The following is a 19,096-nucleotide window of genomic DNA, read 5'->3' on the forward strand; positions in this document are numbered from 1 at the left end:
ATCTCACGCTCCCCTTCGGGTGACACGTGAGGCTTCTTGCTGTTTAAGCTAAATTTGTTTACATAGGACTTACGCAAAAACTCTCTGCAATTCTTATTCTTTGGCGCACTTGGCGTACTTGGCGGTTCGTTTTTTCATAATTTTGCGTAAGTCCTATACACTAGGATTAGTGTGATGGCGTATCCGCCCGCCGCAAAAGTACAACAAAATTGAAACAAAATTCCCTGAATAGCCAGAGGCGGGGAAATAAGTAAAAATTGTTAAAAAAAGTTAAGCTACTCTTGAGATAGCTATGCTGCTGACTGAATATTAGACTTAGATTTATTAATAAAAATTAATGAAAGCTGGACACATTGATACAGAAGTGGCGCGGCTAGAAGCCCTCCGCCAGTATCAAATTCTTGACACCGAACCCGAAGAAGCCTACGACAATCTTGCTCAGTTAGCAGCATTTATTTGTGGTACTCCTATCTCTTTCGTAAATTTCATTGATGAAAACCGTCAATGGTTTAAGGCAAAAGTAGGTTTAGATGTCTCAGAAATGCCCCGGAGTGTTGGGTTCTCTTACCTTTGCCAAGAGCAGCGTAACGTTGTGGTGGTTCCTGATACCTTAGCTGATGAAAAGTTAGCCAAGAATCCGGTAGTCACTGGCTATCCCTATGTGCGTTTTTATGCAGGTGTGCCCCTGATTACCCCGAAGGGAGATATCTTAGGAACTCTGTGTGTAATTGACCAAGTTCCAAAAGAATTGAGTCAAAAACAAGTAGAGGCGCTTGTGGCTCTAAGTCGCTTGGTAATCGACCAACTAGAACTTAGGCGTTATGTAACTGAGGTATCTCAAATTACTGATAAGCTAATGGCGCATGAGCAAGCAGCCCGCGCCCAGTCTGAAGCCGCAAGAACCCGCATCACTAATCTTCTCGAAAGCATTACTGATGGGTTTTTTGCCTTAGATAAAAAGTGGCGATTCACCTACATTAATGGTCAAGCAGAACGGCTGTTGCAAAAAAAACAAAGTGAGCTTCTGGGTAAAAATATCTGGGAAGTGTTTCCAGAAATCATCGGCACAACATTTTACCGTGAGTATCACAGGGCAATTTTAGAAAAGGTGAGTGTGGAATTTGAGGAGTTTTATCAGCCACTAAATTGCTGGCTTCAAGTTCACGCCTATCCTGCAAAAGACGGCTTGTCTATTTATTTTCAAGACATTACTGAACGGCGGCGAACAGTAGAAGCACTACGAGAAAGTGAAGAACGTTGGCAATTAGCATTACATGGTAATAATGATGGCATTTGGGATTGGAACCTCAAGACTAATGAAGTGTTCTTCTCAACTCGGTGGAAGGAAATGCTCGGTTATAAAGACCACGAAGTTTCCAACGGTTGGGACGAATGGATAAAACGAATCCACCCCGATGAGCGAGATTCGGTACTTCAAGCCTTCCAAGACCACTTTGCCAAGAAAACACCGTTTTATGTCTGTGAATATCGAGTCCAGTACCAAGACGGCAGCTATAAATGGATTCTAGATCGAGGACAAGCACTTTGGGACGCATTGGGTGATATAGTTCGCATGGTGGGTTCTTATACAGATATCACAGATCGCAAGCGGGCAGATGAGGAATTAAAACGGCAAAATTTACGATCGCAATTATTTGCTGAAATCACCCTGAAAATTAGAGAATCTTTACAAATAGATGAAATTCTTCAAACCACGGTAACAGAGGTACAAAAATTATTACAAGCTGACCGAGTTTTAATTTTTCGACTGGAAGCTGATGGTTCGGGGACAGTCATCCAAGAAGCAGTGCTACCCGGTTGGCCCGTAATTTTAGGAGAAAATTTGCTCGATAATTGCTTTAAAGAAGAATACCTAGAAAGATATCGCCAAGGAAGAGTCAGTGCCATTGAAGACATTGAAGCTGCTCACATTCAACCATGCCATCGAGAATTTCTTCAGCAGTTTGCTGTCAGAGCTAACCTTGTAGTACCGATTCTGGTCAGAGATAATATTTGGGGCTTATTGCTGGCTCATCAGTGCGTGGCACCTCGAAAGTGGAATAACTTTGAGACGGAGTTGTTACAGCAACTAGCTAATCAAATTGGCATTGCTTTATCTCAAGCGCAACTATTAGAAAAAGAAATCCAGCAAAGTCAAGAACTCGTCCGTTCTAATGCGGAATTGGAACAGTTTGCTTATGTGGCTTCCCATGACTTGCAAGAGCCGTTACGGATGGTAACAAGTTATTTACAGCTACTAGAGCGAAGATACAAAAATCAACTTGATGCCAATGCCGACCAGTTTATCACCTACGCAGTAGATGGGGCCCGGCGAATGCAGACCCTAATCAACGATTTGTTGAACTATTCCCGCGTCAGCACTCGTGGACAGCCCTTTAAGTTAGTTGATTGTGATGTAATCTTACAGCAGGCGATCGCTAATCTCCAAATTGCGATCGCAGATAGTAAAGCAATTGTCACTCATGATACTCTACCTGAAGTGATGGCTGATACTACCCAACTAACACAAGTATTTCAAAACCTGATTGGTAACGCCATCAAATTTTGCCAAAATCAGCAGCCACAAATTCACATTGGAGTAGTCAAGCCAAATACAAATTTAGATGGAGAAAGTTTAAATTCTATCCCATTGGCAGATGAATGGTTATTTTGGATACGCGATAATGGTATTGGTTTGGAATCCCAGTATGCAGAACGTATTTTTATAATTTTTCAGCGCTTGCACGGTAGAGACAAGTATCCTGGTACTGGAATTGGTCTGGCAATTTGTAAAAAAATTATAGAACGCCACGGCGGCCGGATCTGGGTTGAGTCGAAACTGGGTCAAGGCTCGACTTTCTACTTCACAATTCCAGATAGAGCAGGTAAGCAATCGTGAGTATTATAACGGCGATTATGCCTATTGAGGTTTTGTTAGTAGAGGACAATCCTGGTGATGCCCAACTCACACGCATTGCCCTAGAAGATAGTAAAATATCGATTCATCTCAACGTAGTCGAAGATGGTGTGGAGGCAATGGCATTTTTGCGGAAACAAGAAAAATATGTTAAAGCAGCCCATCCCGATATTGTGTTGCTCGATTTGAACTTACCCAGAAAAGATGGACGGGAGGTACTGGCAGAAATCAAAGCAGACGAAAAGCTCAAGCGAATTCCTGTAGTAATTTTGACGACTTCCCAATCTGAAGAAGACATCCTTAAAGCCTATAATTTATCTGCAAACTGTTACATAACTAAGCCGGTAGATTTCGATCAATTCGTTAAAATTGTACAATCAATAGAAAATTTTTGGTTTGCGATCGTAAAACTGCCACCGGAGTAGTGGAAATGGCAGGTAAAAATATTAAAGTCTTGTTAGTAGAAGATAATCCTGGTGATGTTTTTTTATTACAGGAGTTTTTAAAAGAAGTGACCACAGTTGTAGTTGATTTGATGCCCGTTGAGCGGCTTTCGGAAGCAATCAACTACCTAGCAAAGGAAATTTTTGATGTAATTCTCCTAGACCTCTCGCTGCCAGATAGCCAGGGGCTAGAAACCTTTGTCATCGCTCACCATCAGGCAAAAGCTACTCCAATAATTGTGTTGACGGGTCTAAACGATGAAACCCTAGCAATTAGGGCAATGCAAGAAGGAGCGCAAGATTATTTGGTGAAAGGGCAAGTAACTGGCGACTTGCTGGTACGCTCCATGCGTTATGCCATCGAACGTCAACGGGCAGACGACGCATTGCGCCATAGTGAAGAGCGATTTCGGGTGGCCCTTAAAAACTCCCCCATCTTTGTCTACAACCAAGACAAGGAGTTACGCTACACCTGGGTTTATAATCCCCCATCTAGATTGACAGTTGAGGAAATATTGGGCAAACAAGACTTGGATATTATCTCAGTTGAAGATGCTCAACTTCTCACCACAATTAAACGTGGGGTACTAACTACTGGTATAGGAACGCGAGAGGAAGTATCAATTACAATCAGAGATACAACTCGATATTACGATTTGACAGTTGAGCCATTGCGGAATGAATCACAAGAAGTTGTGGGCGTGACATGCGCGAGTATTGATATTAGCGAACGGCAAGCTGCGCTACGCGAACGCAAATTGGCAGAAGAAAAAATCCGCGAACAAGCAGCATTACTAGATGTCACCACAGATGCCATTTGCGTGCGAGATTTAAACAATCAAATTATTTTCTGGAACAAAGGCGCAGAAACACTTTACGGCTGGAAAGCTACAGAAGCTTGGGGCAAAAATGCTAGTGAGCTTTTGTTTGACGAACCTTCACCAGAAATCGAAGCGGCTCTTTTACAAGCTACTAGTAAAGGAAAGTGGCAGGGCGAGTTAACTAAACTGACTAAAATGGGTAAGGAAATCCTTGTTGCTAGTCGCTGGAGTTTGGTGTATGGCGAACAAGGAAAACCTAAAGCGATTCTCACCGTTGACACAGATATTACCGATAAAAAACACCTAGAAGCTCAATTATTTCGCGCCCAACGCTTGGAAAGTATCGGCACCTTAGCTAGTGGCATTGCTCACGACCTCAACAATATCCTGACACCAATTCTGGCAGGAGCGCAACTGTTACCACTCAAATTTCCCGATGCAGATGAGCGCACCCATCATCTACTGGAAATTTTGGAAATCAACGCTAGACGCGGGGCTGATTTAGTCAAACAGGTGCTGTCCTTTGCACGCGGTGTAGAAGGAAAGCGTATCACTTTGCAACTCAGACATATAATTGTGGAAGTTGCCAAGATTCTGAAAGAGACATTTCCCAAATCCATCCAAATCAGCACTGATGTCCTGCAAGATTTGTGGATGGTTTCTGGAGATAGCACCCAACTGCATCAAGTATTGATGAACCTCTGCGTTAACGCCCGCGATGCGATGCCAAATGGCGGTAATTTGAGTATCTTTGCTGAAAATCTATTGATTGACGAAAATTATGCCCGCATGAACCTGGAAGCCAAAGAGGGGCCTTACATAGTGATTACTGTCTCTGATACTGGAGTTGGGATTCCGAAAGAAATCTTAGATAGAATTTTCGAGCCATTTTTTACCACAAAAGATGTCGGAAAAGGCACAGGGTTAGGACTTTCCACCGTGCTGGGGATAATTAAAAGCCACGGTGGTTTTGTGAACGTCTATAGCGAACGGGGAAGTGGCACTAGCTTTAAGGTTTACTTGCCAGCAGTGGAGGGAATGGAAACAACTACTCCAGAAGAATTGCCACCACAGACAGGACACGGAGAATTGATTTTGATTGTGGATGATGAAGTTGCCATTCAAGAGATTACAAAAACATCACTGGAAACTCACAACTACAAAACCCTAATTGCCAATGATGGCATTGAAGCGATCGCTCTATACGCTCAAAATCGGGATAAAATTAGTGCCGTACTGATGGATATTATGCTGCCCACTCTGGATGGTTTAACTGCCATCCGTACCCTGCAAAAAATCAATCCTCAAGTTAGAATTATTGCCAGCAGTGGACTTATGTCTGACAATAAGCTTAGTGTAGTAGCTGCTATTGGTATCAATACGTTTTTAGTAAAGCCCTATACTGTCAATGAATTATTGCTTTCTTTACAGAAAGTATTATTGTGAGCCTATTCAGGAGGCAGGGGGCAGGGGGCAATGACCCAGAACTAAAGTTTTTATTAATATAATACTTATTTCCTTGTTACCTTATTTCTAACCATGTAATTATCCTGATAATTTGAGTATAAAATCCTGCTTGATTGATGCGGGTGCAAATTTTTGGGATTTGATATGATTGAGCATCGACTAACACACTTCTCTTACGGAGTGTAGGCACTGGGGAAGAGGCAGAGAGGCAGGGGAAGGATGCAGAGTAGATAAAAGGTAATTTTGTATTCTCCCCCTTGCCCCCTGCCCCCTGCTTCTTCTCCATGCCCAATGCCCCATGCCCAATTGCTTTTAATATGCCTCGGTTTCTCAAGTTAATTATAAATATAGTAGTCTTGAGTGCATTGTTACTCATATCTGTGCAAGTTTGGGCGCAAGATTGGCGACCAGTTCGCGGTGGTATCCCTTTCGGTATCAGTGGTATGGCTTTGATAGAGAAACAAAGCAATACCCTAGATTTTTTGATTGTTCATGACAACAAAAAACCCAATCAAACCCGTTTAGGAATTATTAGTATTAAAGGGAAAAAGCAACCCGAATATTTTCCCTTAAACTGGCCAGATAACATAGAATTGCCCATCGATTTAGAAGCTTTAACATCTGTTCCTGAGAAAACAAAATTCTCTTTTATCGCTTTAAGCAGTTCTGGTAAAGCTTATTATATCAGGTTAAACCCTGCCAATAAAACCATCTTGGTTCTCAAGGAATTCAATCTACCAGGAATTATTCAAGGAAATAATTTTGAAGGATTTGGATTACAAAATATAGACGGCAAATTAGTTGCTATTTGGGGACATCGAGGTGAAGGAGAACAACCAGCAACTATATTTTGGGGAGTGTTTGACTTAGCTAAATATCAAATTACTCTCGCCGGTTCTGCCAATCTGAAAGTACCGTTTCCATCTGGCAATGTGCGTCATATATCAGATATTAAGGTAGACCCTGTAGGAATTGTGTACATCACCTCAGCAAGTGATGAGGGAGATGATGGCCCATTTCAGTCAGCTGTGTATGTTGCTGGTTATCTGGGATTGCATGGTAACAAAATTGCATGGCGGCAAAATCCTCAACTTGTTCCCATTTACCGCTCTGAGTACCACAAAATTGAAGCTATGGAACTTGTTCCTGGTGCAGAAGGCGGTGTGATTGTTGGTACAGATGATGAGAATTTTGGTTCTTATGTATACATGGTGGGTGGGAGTAACTGAGCGATATGTCCTTTGATAACCTGTGCAAACTGCTATCTGAAGACCTCACAGCTTGGCTGGAGCAAGAGGAGGCATCATAGCTGGTGATTGAGAAACTATACAACAGATTGCTGGTTTATTTGCGATCGCCTAGCACAAGATGCACATATTAAAAATTTTGTCAAGTTATTTAGAGGGATGGCGTAGGCGATCGCAATTTGGTATAAGTTGACCATTATCTGATTGATAACGGCCACTTAATTAATTACCCCTACACATTAAATCGGAACAACATTACATCCCCTTCCTGCACAACATACTCTTTCCCTTCACTGCGAACCAACCCTTTTTCCTTCGCAGCATTCATCGAACCAGTTGTTACCAAATCTTTATAAGCGACAGTTTCAGCACGAATAAATCCCCGCTCAAAATCACTGTGGATTACACCAGCAGCTTGAGGTGCAGACATTCCGGCATTAATTGTCCAAGCGCGGGTTTCTTTGGGGCCGCAGGTAAAATATGTCCGCAAGCCTAGAAGCATATAAGTTGCACGAATTAACGATTTTAAACCGCCTTCTTCCACGCCCAAAGATGCGAGGAAATCAGCTTTATCTGACTCTGGTAATTCTACTAACTCAGCTTCAACCTGGGCAGAAACGATCACAACTTGGGCATCTTCTGTCGATGCAATTTGCCGCACTGTTTCCACAAAATGATTACCAGTTGCCAACTCATCCTCAGATACATTGGCGGCATAGATAATCGGTTTATAAGTGAGCAGTTCTAATCCTTTAATAATTACTGCTTCTTCTTCATTCAAGCTTACCTGACGCACCGATTTACCTTCATTTAAAGCCGCAGCTAATTTTTCTAAAACTGTGATTTCAAACTGTGCATCTTTGCTGGTACGAGCTTGTTTGCGAGTGCGGTCAATTCGCCGTTCAATTTGTGATAAATCTGATAAACCCAGTTCTATATTAATGATTTCAATATCTCGTGCTGGATCAACAGAACCAGCAACGTGGATAATATCATCATTTTCAAAACAACGTACCACATGGACGATCGCATCAACTTCCCGGATGTGGGACAGGAATTGATTCCCTAGTCCCTCACCCTGACTTGCACCTTTAACTAAACCGGCAATATCTACAAATTCCACCCGCGCCGGGATAGTTTGTACCGAACTGGCAATCTTAGCAAGAACATTTAACCGTTCATCCGGTACTGCGACAACGCCGACATTCGGTTCAATCGTGCAAAAAGGGAAGTTAGCCGCTTCTGCCTTAGCATTAGCAACTACAGCATTAAATAAAGTAGATTTTCCGACGTTGGGAAGTCCGACAATTCCGGCTCTTAGCATTTTGGATTTTGGATTTTAGATTTTGGATTACATTACCAAGGTAATCTAAACAGGTTCCGGTATGGTTTGGGGAATTGGTGCTGGAACTGTTTGAGGTATGGGAGCAGGTACTGGTTCTGGCACAGGCCCAGGTAAAGGTTGGGGTATAGCTGGCCCGGGTACAGGTTCAGGACTCGGTAACGGATTCGGCCCGGGATTGGGAATTTGTGGTTCAGGTATAGAAATCGCAGTAGGATTAAGCATGATAAGTCTAAATTAAATTACTCAACCTTCCTACCCTAGATGACAACCTCAACTGTTGACATCTCCCCAAATAGCTATACCCACGAACACTTCTTTTAACTTGGGAATTGGGAATTGGGAATTGGGAATTGGGCATTAATTAGTTATTCTCTCTCCCCCTGCCCCCTGCCCCCCCGGTTACTGAGCGTAGTCGAAGTATGCCCCTCTGCCCCCTGCTCCCAATCCGCGAATCCAATATTGTACTAAACTACTTATCTATCACTTTTTCCACCACCTCTGGCACTGGATCGTAACCACCTGGATGAAACGGATGACAACGCAAAATCCGCCCAGTTGCCATCCAGCTACCACGAAACACTCCAAATCGTTCAATAGCTTCAATAGCATACATCGAACAAGTTGGTTGAAAGCGACAAGTCGGGAGAAACAACGGCGAGATAAACATTCGGTAGCCCCGAATCAGCCAAATCAATAATAGTTTCATTGCAGTTACCTAAATCTTATAAATTAGTAACAGGGGTAAAATTTTTCATTTTGTTACATATTTGTTGACTACATTTTCTGACTTCACCTCAATTCCGGTTTTATGGCTGCAAATTGCGATTACTGCAATTTGGGTGTTACTCATCCTCCTGATTGCATGGGTGGTAAACCGCTTTGCCGACAAGCCAGAAATCGTGCGGAAGATAGTTCATATTGGCACTGGTAACGTGATTTTACTTGCTTGGTGGCTAGATATTCCCGCCAGTGTAGGGATTACAGCTTCTATTTTAGCGAGTGCAATCACCTTATTATCCTACCGATTGCCTATTCTTCCTGGTATTAATAGCGTTGGGCGGCAAAGTTTCGGGACATTTTTTTACTCTGTCAGTTTCGGTATCTTAGTTGCCAGCTTCTGGTACTTACAAAAACCCCAGTACGCAGCACTAGGAATTTTGATCATGACTTGGGGAGATGGATTAGCAGCCTTAATTGGGCAACGCTTTGGTAGACACAAGTATAAAGTCTTTGGCACCCAAAAAAGTTGGGAAGGCTCCCTAACTATGATGCTCGTTAGCTATTTCATCAGTATTTTGATTTTAGTTGGAACTCAAGGAAACACTTGGCAAACTTGGTTAATATCACTTGTGGTTGCATTTATCGCTACAGTTTTAGAGGCTTTTTCATTTCTGGGTATTGACAATTTGACAGTCCCTTTGGGTAGTGCAGCCCTTGCCTTCTTTTTAAGTCAGTTAGTCTTAAATTACTAATTTTTCTAATTGAGCAAACAAGAGATACTTGCCCGATCCATTTCTCTAAATATCTAGTTCAAAGGATATGGAAGCAAAAACACAGATTTAATAGGCTGAAATAGCGATCGCCTACGGCAAGCGGGTACGCCATCTATTCTGCAACGCCGAGTTTTTTCACCTTGGAACTGGTACTTGATTAATTACCGACGCAATTACCGCATCCATTTGTAAACCATCCAACATTGCTTCTGGTTTCAAAATCAGGCGATGACGCAGTAATGGCGATGCAACTGCTTTCACATCATCTGGTGTGACAAAATCTCTTCCAGCTAACCACGCTAATGCTTGAGATGTCTGCAACCAAGCACCGGCGGCGCGAGGTGATGCACCCAAAGTTAAATCGGGATATTGACGCGATATTCTCACCAAGGCTAACAAATAATCAACGATCGCTTCTGATACTTTAACTTCTTTGACTGCTTGTCGTGCTTGTAAAATGTCGGCTACTGTTGCGATCGGTTTCAAACGGCTAATATCCAAACGCCGGGCTGAAAACCCAGCCTGACGATTGAGTAACATTTGCTTTTCCGCAGCTTGATCGGGATAATCTACCACTAGCTTAAATAAAAATCTGTCCAATTGCGCCTCTGGTAAAGGATAAGTCCCCTCAAATTCCAGGGGATTTTGGGTTGCAATCACCCAAAATAAATCTGGTAAGGGCAAACTTTCACCATCCAATGTTACCTGCATCTCTTCCATCGCTTCCAGCAGCGCCGCTTGTGTCTTGGGAGGAGTACGGTTGATTTCGTCTGCTAGCAGGACTTCGGTAAATATCGGCCCTTTTTTCAAAGTGAAATTGCGGCTATTCAAGTCAAAAATATTTGTTCCAGTAATATCTGAAGGTAACACATCTGGTGTTAGTTGAATTCGGCGAAAATCCCCTTGAATTAACTGCGCTAATACTTTTACTAAGAGGGTTTTACCAGTTCCTGGTACTCCTTCCAAAATTACGTGTCCACCCGCTAGCAGTGCCACTAAAAGTTGTTGTATTAGGCTCGATTGTCCAACAACTACTTGATTAAGACCTTGACCAAGACGAATTAAGATAGGATGGGTTTCGCTCATATTTTTTATTGATAATTGAAGAAGAATTCAGGAGTCAGAATGGGCTAAACGCCCCGCTACCGCTAACAGGAGCGGAGCCGGAGACGCTCCGCCTCCGGTCAGAATCAAGATGCTCTCTATGAGACGCTATGCATAGCAAGATGCCCACAGCAGAAATATTATCCATAATTCCCAAAATGAATTACGAATTACGAACTTGTGCCGAGCGAAGTCGAGGTATTACGAATTACGAATTTCCTTAATGTTTCGCCATTTCCCCAACCAGCTTAACAGTTCTCGTTCACTGATGGGTTGTTTGCGAGATTGTAGCTTTAAAACTGCATCTAGTTCTGCTGCACTTTTGCCTGTTTTTTCTATCCAGAAATTGATTAAGGCTTGACGTTCTAAAAGTACTTGTCCTAATCCCAAGGCTTTTTGGAGTTGTAGTTGTTCTTGTTTACCCACCATCTCGACAACAAAGTCGGTGGTATCAGCTTTCTGCAAGACTCCCGCTAAAGCTTGGATGTATGCTTCGCTATTATCTGTAACTGGTGTATCTAAAGCCACTGGCTTCCCAAAACGGCGATTCTGCGCCCAAGTTAGCACCAATAGCAGGATACCTACCTGTATCAATATTGGAAATAAAGGAGTTTTAGCAAAAAAGCTAGATAAATCTCCTTCGCTTTCTTTCTTCCTGACATCAGCATCTTTATAGCCGTGGATGTATTCATCGACAAATACTGTGTTACTTTTTTCAGTTACTAAACTAGCTAAGTACCTGAAATTACTTAAATAATCTTGATAAGCGTTGGCGGCCAAATAAGGAGTGGTAGAAAAAATTACCTTTCCCTGTTTGTAATTTTTTTGCCAGACAACAGCACCAAAGCGATCGCCTAAATCAACTTGCTTGGAGTTAGCTTTCTGATATCGTCTACGTGTATCAATTTTAATATCACCTTGGGGGGATTTTTGCATAGTGCTAAACTCTGCTTCTGTAACCCGCGCCCCCGCACCCAAAATTACCAAAGTATTCCCTTTTTCTACCCATTCCTGCTCTTGACTATCTAACGCTGTCTCCCTTGGATAGGCGCTTACCTGTAGAAAGGTAACTGGGCTATTTTCTGGCTGAATATCACTAAAAGGTTTTTGCCAGCGCTTGATAGAAATTCCTTGCTGTTGCATAAAAGCATACCAAGCACCATATCCATCAGAGGCGCGGTTATAAGTAGAGCCAGTGCTAATTTTTGTATTATTAGGCGCTAATAAACTAAGTAAAACGATCGCAGCTAGTGCGATCGCTCCTATCCAAGCAAGGCGATTTGAACGTTTCATCTTCGATCGCTATAATTTCATTTCAGGCTCGTTAGTGTTAATACTTACTTATTTTTCCGGTAAAGTCAAAAATATGATTAACTTTATCGAACAGAATTCAGGAGTCAGAATACAGGAAAGGTATTCGGACTTTATATTAAGACTCCTATTTGATTTTTGAACAAATTAAGTACCCATCGAAAAGGCTTATTCCCTACTCCCCACTACTTCGGCTTACCTCGACTTCGCCCTTCGGCTACGCTCAGGACAGGCTCGGTACAAGTCGCTCAGTACAAGTCCCTATTCCCTACTCCCAGCCTACGCAAGTCAGTTTAATAATCAAAGCGGATCGCTATATAAATCAAGTATCAACTTAGACATATTTACTGAGGCTGTTTAATTTTAAAAAAAGCGAAGCTACGGAATTGTGCGATCGCACTTTAGGCATCAAGCAACGCCTGATTTCGCTTGTGATTCCGATCTAAAAGTTCAAGGAAAAATAGTTATGCCAAATGAAATTAATGGCACATCAGTTGCAGACAAGCTGACTGGTACGGAGAATATGGATATCATCTCAGGATTGCAGGGCAATGACACGCTGCAAGGACTAGGTGATAACGACACCCTCAATGGCGGCGATGGAAATGATTTCTTAGATGGTGGTGCAGGAGTTGACAGCCTCATCGGTGGTAAAGGCAATGATACTTACATCGTAGACAACATCAGCGATTTGATTACTGAAGGCTTAAATGCAGGCACAGATTTAGTTAAGTCTTCGGTGAGTTGGGTATTGGTAGATAACCTGGAGAACTTGACCCTGACTGGAACCGAAGCAATCGATGGTACTGGTAACAGCCTTGATAACATCCTAATTGGAAATACTGGCGCTAACATCTTGAATGGAGTTGATGGCAACGATAGCCTGATTGGTGGAGTCGGCAATGACACCTTGTTCGGCGGTTCCGGCGATGACACATTGGATGGAGGTTTGGGATCTGACAGTCTCAATGGTGGAATTGGCAATGACATTCATTTACACTGTAGATAACCTGAACGATTCTATTACTGAAGACTTAGATGCAGGCACAGATTTAATCAAGTCTTCGATAACTTTGGTGTTGGGAAATAACCTGGAAAACTTGACTCTGACTGGAGGCGGGGCAATCAATGGTACTGGTAACAGCCTTAATAATATCCTGACGGGAAATAATGCCAGTAACACCTTGAGTGGAGGAGATGGCAACGATAGCCTCTTTGGTGGCTTAGGTAATGACAACTTAGATGACGGCGCAGGAGATAACATCTTAGATGGGGGTGCAGGGAATGACACCTTAACAGGAGGAGATGGCAACGATAGCCTCTTTGGTAGCTCAGGTAATGACAAATTAGATGGCGGCGCAGGTGATGACATCTTAGATGGAGGTTTGGGATTTGACAGTCTCAATGGTGGAATCGGTAATGACATTTACGCTGTAGACAACCTGAACGATTTTATTATTGAAGGCTTAGATGCAGGCACAGATTTAATCAAGTCTTCGCTGAGTTGGGTGTTGGGAAATAACCTGGAGAACTTGACCCTAACTGGAACCGGGACAAGAAATGGTACAGGTAATAGCCTTGATAACATCCTGACGGGAAATAATGCCGCTAATACGTTAACAGGAGGAGATGGTAATGATAGCCTTTTTGGGAACTTAGGTAATGACACCTTGCTCGGTGGTGCAGGTGATGATTTACTAACTGGGGGAATTGGTCGAGATGTGCTGACTGGTGGAACTGGGCAAGATAGCTTCAGCCTTGCTGGTAGCCGCACTGGAGGCTATGATAGCATCGCTGATTTTACTCTTGGAGATGATACTATCTTGGTTTCCAAGGCTGAATTCGGACTGGTTCAATCTCAGAATACTACGCTCAATGCCAGCTTGTTTCGACTTGGTACTAGTGCGACAACAGCAAGCGATCGCTTCATCTACGATCAAACTACGGGGAACCTATTCTTTGACGCAGATGGGATTGGTGAAGTTGTACAAGTTCAAATCGCCCAGTTCTCGAATCAGGTAGCGCTTAGTAGTGCAAATATTACTGTGATTGCCTAACGAAAGCTAACTAAGTAAAACCCTCGCGATCGCTGACACATTGCGAAGTCCAGAGGAAATTATCGTTCTCGGTAACAGAAAAGGTTAAACTCGTTGTCGTTTCTATGTTCAGCATGAAAACGACAACGAGAATAAAAAACCTACCTAACCCCTTTTTGCAGGCGGGTTTAAGGGGATATTATCTAGCTATCACTCAAATTGCACAAGCGATCGCCCCGATACAACAATAAAGCCTACAGAATCAAGCCTAATCTGAGGCTGGCGAATCCCCTCTAGAATGGCTGCATTTAAAGCAGTTTCTATCTTCAATTCTTCAGCTAGAGCATTATCCCAACTTTGCTGGTTCAAACGTAGGCGTAATTGCTCGACTCGATTGGCTAATTTCTTTTCGGCGACCTTAGCACAACTTTGACACAAGTCAATGAAATCGGGACGATTTGAAAGTAATTCTGAAGAAGTATTACGTACTTGATAGCAGAAATTTTGCCATTTATTAGGGTCAACAAAATCGTCAAGAATTCCTAAGCGCTCTTTTGCCAGATTGTAATCTCGTCCTTGATTATTGTTTTTATCTTTATATGGACGTTGGAGAATACTTAAGAGCGCTTTATCTTCAACAATGCGTATTGGCTCCTTGCGACCATCAACATAGATAGTTTCTATAATTGGCGGAAATAGAGCATCAACACGTCGCTGCAAGTGTTTGAATTGAGAACTATCGAGTTTGTTATCGAGTAAAACTTGTTTGGCAATTCTTAAATTTGCCTCGACTACATAATTGCATTGGAAACCAAACCACTCTTTCCCTTCTTTTGCATCCCAAGATGCATCAGTGCGCCACATTGCAAAGGCTTCACCTCGGTCATCCCAGTTTATATAGTTCCAGAGTGCTTCGACAAATCCTTCTCCAACTCGAAAGAGTTTAATCCCAGAATTCTGGTTTGCCAGTCTGCGATTATAAGTACCAAATTGGTCTAGGTAACTATCAGCAAAACGGTTTTTTAACTCATTTATGGGAACCAATGTCCGCGTTGACGGTTGATAACGTCGCATCTCTGATGAGTCAGGATTATTGAGTCCTCGGAATCCCAGCGCCTCACAAATCCAGCCTTCAATTGCTCGTTTCATTTCTAGATGACAAGCATCGTAATTATCGAGGTCTTGAAAATACTCGGTGGCAATTTCATCGTTAGCGTCAATTTCATCTAGAGCATTTTGTTCGCTAATTTTTGCGATTTCGGTTTCAATTTGCTCTTGAATTGGCGAAATCATCTCTAACAATCCAGCAGCACTTGATTGAAACAAAGCTGTTTCTAATTCTGCAAGTTTATCATCTACATAAAATTGTAAACTTGCAATTGATTGCTGGAAAATCCCAAAACCATCTTTTAATACTTGATACCAAGCATTGTGAGGGCTATCTTCCAAATAGGGGCCAATCAAGACACAAGATTGAACTCCTATTTTGCTGCCAATGCGGTCAAGTCTGCCAAGTCTTTGCTCTAATTGATTAGGCGACCAAGGAAGGTCAAAATGAATTAACCAATCGGCAAATTGGAGGTTAAGTCCTTCTTCTCCAGAGCGATCGCATACTAGAATAAAGCAGTTTGGGTTATTCCTGAACTTATTTAAGCCTTCCTCAACTTTGTCTGGTGATTCTCCAAATTGATGTTTGGCGATTGTCTCTGCACCAAAGGTATCAGATAAATACCGGACTATTTCGCCACAAGTTTGCCCAAAACTGGTGAATACAATAAATTTGGGCAGAATATCGCCAGTAATTGGTCTTTTGATTCTCTGCTGTATTCTCGTGATGAATTCCTTTTGATTCTTCCGAACGTTTGCGGGAATTTTGAAGTACGTACCTAACTGATTCAGCAGTACTGTTTTCAAATTTTCCGTTCGTCCTCCGTCTTCTTGGGGTTGACGAATAATTTTGAGAAAGGATTGCAGAATCTCTTCTTCCCCTGAGAATTTGGGGGTTGTAGTTAATAGGCGAATATCATCTTCTTTAAACTCCTGGATGAGTTTAGCATCAGGCTTACCAGTTAAACGGGCGGTAATTACCTGCTCTAAAATGCCTAACCAAGTACCAGCAGCTAGAAATAACAGCAGAAAAATTCGCTGATATGGCTGTTCACCAGGAGCAACACTCCGCCATTGATTGAGTAGTTCGTGGATATCAGGCGATCGCTCGTCTAAATCATACTCTTCTTTGGGTGTAAAATTGCGGTCAAATATCACATCTTCCACCGCCGCGCGACGGTTGCGAAGCATTCGGCGGTGTAGTCGATAGATATCGCTAACGTGAGTACGAATCGCTTGGACGATTTGATCTTGCTCTGTAGAATTTGCTTGTAAACAATTTTCTAAATCATCTGCCAGTTTCAGTAAATACTCATCCTCAGCTAAGAGGTTCCGTAGTTGCTGCAAGTTGTTTTTGAGAACAACTGGTTCCGCACCTTCTTTGAAAGAAAGCAGAAGTCTACCAATTTCCTGACGGCTTTCAACTTTGGCGCGGAAACCTGCTAAATCACCAATTTTATAGGTTGTTGGGTCGAGCAGGTGCAACATTGCCAGAAAATCCTGCTCATGATTGAGAACAGGAGTGGCAGATAATAAAAGTAAGCGATCGCTTTTATGAGCCAGTTCTTTGCAAGTCTGAAAACGCTGGCGGACTGTTGCATCCTTGGAAGTCGCCATTGCTGCGATATGATGGGCTTCATCTAAAATTAAGCAGCCTATCCTCGCTTTCAGGTTGATTTTATGGATATCTTCAACCGCCAGCACCGCTACCCGTTTGCCAAAATGGGAGACGTAAAACTTGTTTTCTAACTCAGTCCGCCATTGTTTGAGCAAATATTGCGGAACTAATACCACCGCCCCTTTTTTCGGCTCATCTAAGAGGAATTGCCGGAGAATCGCACCCGCTTCGATAGTTTTTCCGAGTCCCACCTCGTCTGCTAGCAAGTAGCGTTGAATTGGGTCTTCCAGTACCCGCCTGACAACTTCTACTTGGTGAGGATAAAGATTAATATTTGCCGAAATCAGTCCCGTCATCCCCCGACTGACAGCGCGTTGCTTAATCAAGGATTTGACGAAAGCCAATCTTTTGTCGTGAAAGTAAGGCGTTTCGTGACCCTTCATCGCTAGAGTTTCGATGGGGTCTGTGTTTGGGAGATTACAACGAACGTAAATGTCTTCTTCAGTAGCGATCGCAGTTTTCTTATCTGGTAAATCAATTTGATACATTTCTGTATCTTCATCCCAGATGAAAACTCTCCCAACTATCCATTTATCCTGAGTTTGAGACTTAATATAGCATCGAGCCTGTGGTTCAAGCCTGACCTCAGAGAGCGAATTTAAAGGTAAAGTTTTTTGAAGACGTTGCCCTATAGAGCAGAAATACTCAACGTTTGCATTGGTATCAGATATTTCCGTAACTTTTCCGATACCCAAAGAGTTATTCTGGGACTGTACCAATAAACCGAGCTTAATCATAGATCCAGTCACCTGAACACACTAAAAGAACTTTCCAGACTAGTTTGTTCACCTAATATCTGGAAATTTTGTCGATCAACATTATAGATAATAAATCAGCATTACTGTTTTTCGTTTTAGGGATGTCTACGCCTACGCTCTACCACAGCCAACTAGTAAAATCAGCCCAAAGGTTGATTCGCGTTTTAAATGCATCAGGACACATTGGCATTGTAAGAGGATGTTTTAAAAGTCCTCTTATCGGTAGCAAAACGTTCTAGATCCCCCTAAATCCACGCCACTTGCTTCATTTGGGGAGACCCCTGTTCCCGCAGTGGCTCCCCGATAAATTGGGGGACTTTGATTCCGGTTCCCCCTTTTTTAAGGGGGGTTAGGGGGGATCAATAAGTACAAAGATACAAGCCAACCACTTTTCAAACATCCTCTAAGACGACGCATTAGCATTGCAGGGTATTACCAAATTAATTAGCTACGAATTAATGAAATACTGTACTTAGGTGATTATGTGGCGAATAGATTCACGCTTTGCCTCGATCGCACCACGATACAATTAAGATGATGTAGTTTTATTTAGTATGAAGAAAATCCGAGACAACACAATTAAGTTAAACCAATATTTAAAGTTAATGGGTATAGTGCCAAGTGGAGGACAAGCCAAGCTAATGATTCAAGGTGGCGATGTCCAAGTCAACGGTATGCTGGAAACTCGACGAGGGCGGCGACTAGTACCGGGTGATAAAGTGACAATAGAAGGAAAGACTTTAGAGGTAAATTTGGATAACAATAAAGACCAAGACGTAGTAATAGATTTTCCCCAACAAACCGAGTAAAAGATTTTTACCCCAAATTGAAAAGTTTCTCTTTTGTTTTGTGAGCAATGCTGCAAATTTCTAACAAAGTTATTATCCCACAGAGTGATATTGAAATTAGTGCGATTCGTTCGCAAGGAGCGGGAGGCCAGAATGTGAATAAGGTTTCCACGGCGATTCACTTGCGCTTTGATATTGTCGCTTCATCATTACCGGATTATTATAAAGAACAACTTTTAAAGTTGAACGATCGCCGCATCACCCAAGAAGGAGTTGTCGTCATCAAAGCACAGGAACACCGAAGCCAAGAAAACAATCGGGAATCAGCTTTGAAACGACTTCAAGAACTCATTCAAAGCGCAGTTGTCGTGACGATAAAACGCAAACCCACGAAACCAACTCGCAGTTCTCAAAGAAAGCGCCTTGACTACAAAACTAAGCGCGGACAGGTTAAGTCTAACAGAGGTCAGGTGACAGAATTTTAGATTTTAGACTTAGGCGCATCTGCAAACATAAAATTCCCTTAGGGACTGACAAATAAAAAAACATCCCAAATTTTCTTGTGGGATGGGTGTCCGCAC

15 protein-coding genes are annotated in these 19,096 nt (G+C 42.4%); 9 read left to right on the forward strand and 6 right to left on the reverse strand.

The features are described from left to right. Window positions 1–337: 337 nt before the first annotated feature. The 4 genes from HWQ36_RS17100 (at window position 338) to HWQ36_RS17115 (ending at window position 6,877) form a co-directional block, all read left to right on the forward strand. Window positions 338–2,899, forward strand: a complete 2,562-nt coding sequence (locus tag HWQ36_RS17100; protein ID WP_292704890.1) for a GAF domain-containing protein — start codon at window positions 338–340, stop codon at window positions 2,897–2,899. Beyond that, window positions 2,896–3,342, forward strand: coding sequence for a response regulator (locus tag HWQ36_RS17105; protein WP_292704891.1), 447 nt, complete (start codon window positions 2,896–2,898; stop codon window positions 3,340–3,342). The genes HWQ36_RS17100 and HWQ36_RS17105 overlap by 4 nt, the downstream gene beginning before the upstream one ends. A 5-nt stretch (window positions 3,343–3,347) precedes the next feature. Next, on the forward strand, window positions 3,348–5,627 hold the full coding sequence (locus tag HWQ36_RS17110; RefSeq protein ID WP_292704901.1) for a response regulator: 2,280 nt from the start codon (window positions 3,348–3,350) through the stop codon (window positions 5,625–5,627). 338 nt (window positions 5,628–5,965) lie between these two features. Further along, window positions 5,966–6,877, forward strand: a complete 912-nt coding sequence (locus HWQ36_RS17115) for a hypothetical protein (protein ID WP_292704902.1) — start codon at window positions 5,966–5,968, stop codon at window positions 6,875–6,877. Between the two features lie 250 nt (window positions 6,878–7,127). Here the strand turns inward: HWQ36_RS17115 and ychF are convergent, their stop codons facing one another. From ychF to yidD, 3 genes are all read right to left on the reverse strand, one after another. Next, window positions 7,128–8,219: a redox-regulated ATPase YchF gene (gene ychF / locus HWQ36_RS17120; protein ID WP_292704892.1), complete on the reverse strand. Its 1,092-nt coding sequence runs from the start codon at window positions 8,217–8,219 to the stop codon at window positions 7,128–7,130. A gap of 45 nt (window positions 8,220–8,264) precedes the next feature. Continuing rightward, entirely contained in the window at window positions 8,265–8,462 is a 198-nt protein-coding gene (locus HWQ36_RS17125) for a hypothetical protein (protein WP_292704893.1), read from the reverse strand. Window positions 8,463–8,709: 247 nt separating this feature from the next. Next, window positions 8,710–8,946 carry a membrane protein insertion efficiency factor YidD gene (gene yidD, locus HWQ36_RS17130; RefSeq protein WP_292704894.1) on the reverse strand — a complete coding sequence of 79 codons (237 nt, stop codon included), beginning with the start codon at window positions 8,944–8,946 and terminating at the stop codon, window positions 8,710–8,712. Between the two features lie 61 nt (window positions 8,947–9,007). On the opposite strand from yidD, the gene HWQ36_RS17135 reads away from it, so the two are divergent. Continuing rightward, the gene (locus HWQ36_RS17135) at window positions 9,008–9,712 is read left to right on the forward strand and encodes a diacylglycerol/polyprenol kinase family protein (RefSeq protein ID WP_292704895.1); all 705 of its coding nucleotides are present in this window, start codon (window positions 9,008–9,010) and stop codon (window positions 9,710–9,712) included. Between the two features lie 156 nt (window positions 9,713–9,868). Here the strand turns inward: HWQ36_RS17135 and HWQ36_RS17140 are convergent, their stop codons facing one another. Then, window positions 9,869–10,819 (reverse strand): MoxR family ATPase, encoded by a 951-nt coding sequence (locus HWQ36_RS17140; RefSeq protein ID WP_114082403.1) that lies wholly within the window; start codon window positions 10,817–10,819, stop codon window positions 9,869–9,871. A gap of 219 nt (window positions 10,820–11,038) precedes the next feature. Beyond that, window positions 11,039–12,130: a DUF4350 domain-containing protein gene (locus tag HWQ36_RS17145; protein WP_292704896.1), complete on the reverse strand. Its 1,092-nt coding sequence runs from the start codon at window positions 12,128–12,130 to the stop codon at window positions 11,039–11,041. A 484-nt stretch (window positions 12,131–12,614) separates the two neighbouring features. Between HWQ36_RS17145 and HWQ36_RS17150 the strand changes: the two genes are divergently transcribed. Both HWQ36_RS17150 and HWQ36_RS17155 read left to right on the forward strand, forming a co-directional pair. Further along, on the forward strand, window positions 12,615–13,157 hold the full coding sequence (locus HWQ36_RS17150; RefSeq protein WP_292704897.1) for a calcium-binding protein: 543 nt from the start codon (window positions 12,615–12,617) through the stop codon (window positions 13,155–13,157). After that, window positions 13,051–14,205, forward strand: coding sequence for a calcium-binding protein (locus HWQ36_RS17155; RefSeq protein ID WP_292704898.1), 1,155 nt, complete (start codon window positions 13,051–13,053; stop codon window positions 14,203–14,205). The genes HWQ36_RS17150 and HWQ36_RS17155 overlap by 107 nt, the downstream gene beginning before the upstream one ends. A gap of 189 nt (window positions 14,206–14,394) precedes the next feature. On the opposite strand, the gene dpdE is transcribed toward HWQ36_RS17155, so the two are convergent. Continuing rightward, complete coding sequence (dpdE, locus tag HWQ36_RS17160) at window positions 14,395–17,706, reverse strand: protein DpdE (RefSeq protein ID WP_292704899.1); 3,312 nt, start codon at window positions 17,704–17,706, stop codon at window positions 14,395–14,397. Between the two features lie 575 nt (window positions 17,707–18,281). On the opposite strand from dpdE, the gene HWQ36_RS17165 reads away from it, so the two are divergent. Together HWQ36_RS17165 and arfB are read left to right on the forward strand one after the other, a co-directional pair. After that, window positions 18,282–18,536 (forward strand): RNA-binding S4 domain-containing protein, encoded by a 255-nt coding sequence (locus HWQ36_RS17165; RefSeq protein WP_292704900.1) that lies wholly within the window; start codon window positions 18,282–18,284, stop codon window positions 18,534–18,536. A 47-nt stretch (window positions 18,537–18,583) separates the two neighbouring features. Next, complete coding sequence (gene arfB, locus HWQ36_RS17170) at window positions 18,584–19,000, forward strand: alternative ribosome rescue aminoacyl-tRNA hydrolase ArfB (protein WP_114082400.1); 417 nt, start codon at window positions 18,584–18,586, stop codon at window positions 18,998–19,000. Window positions 19,001–19,096: the final 96 nt, after the last annotated feature.

The sequence above is a fragment of the Nostoc sp. NMS2 genome, from assembly GCF_017115105.1.
GTDB lineage: Bacteria > Cyanobacteriota > Cyanobacteriia > Cyanobacteriales > Nostocaceae > Nostoc.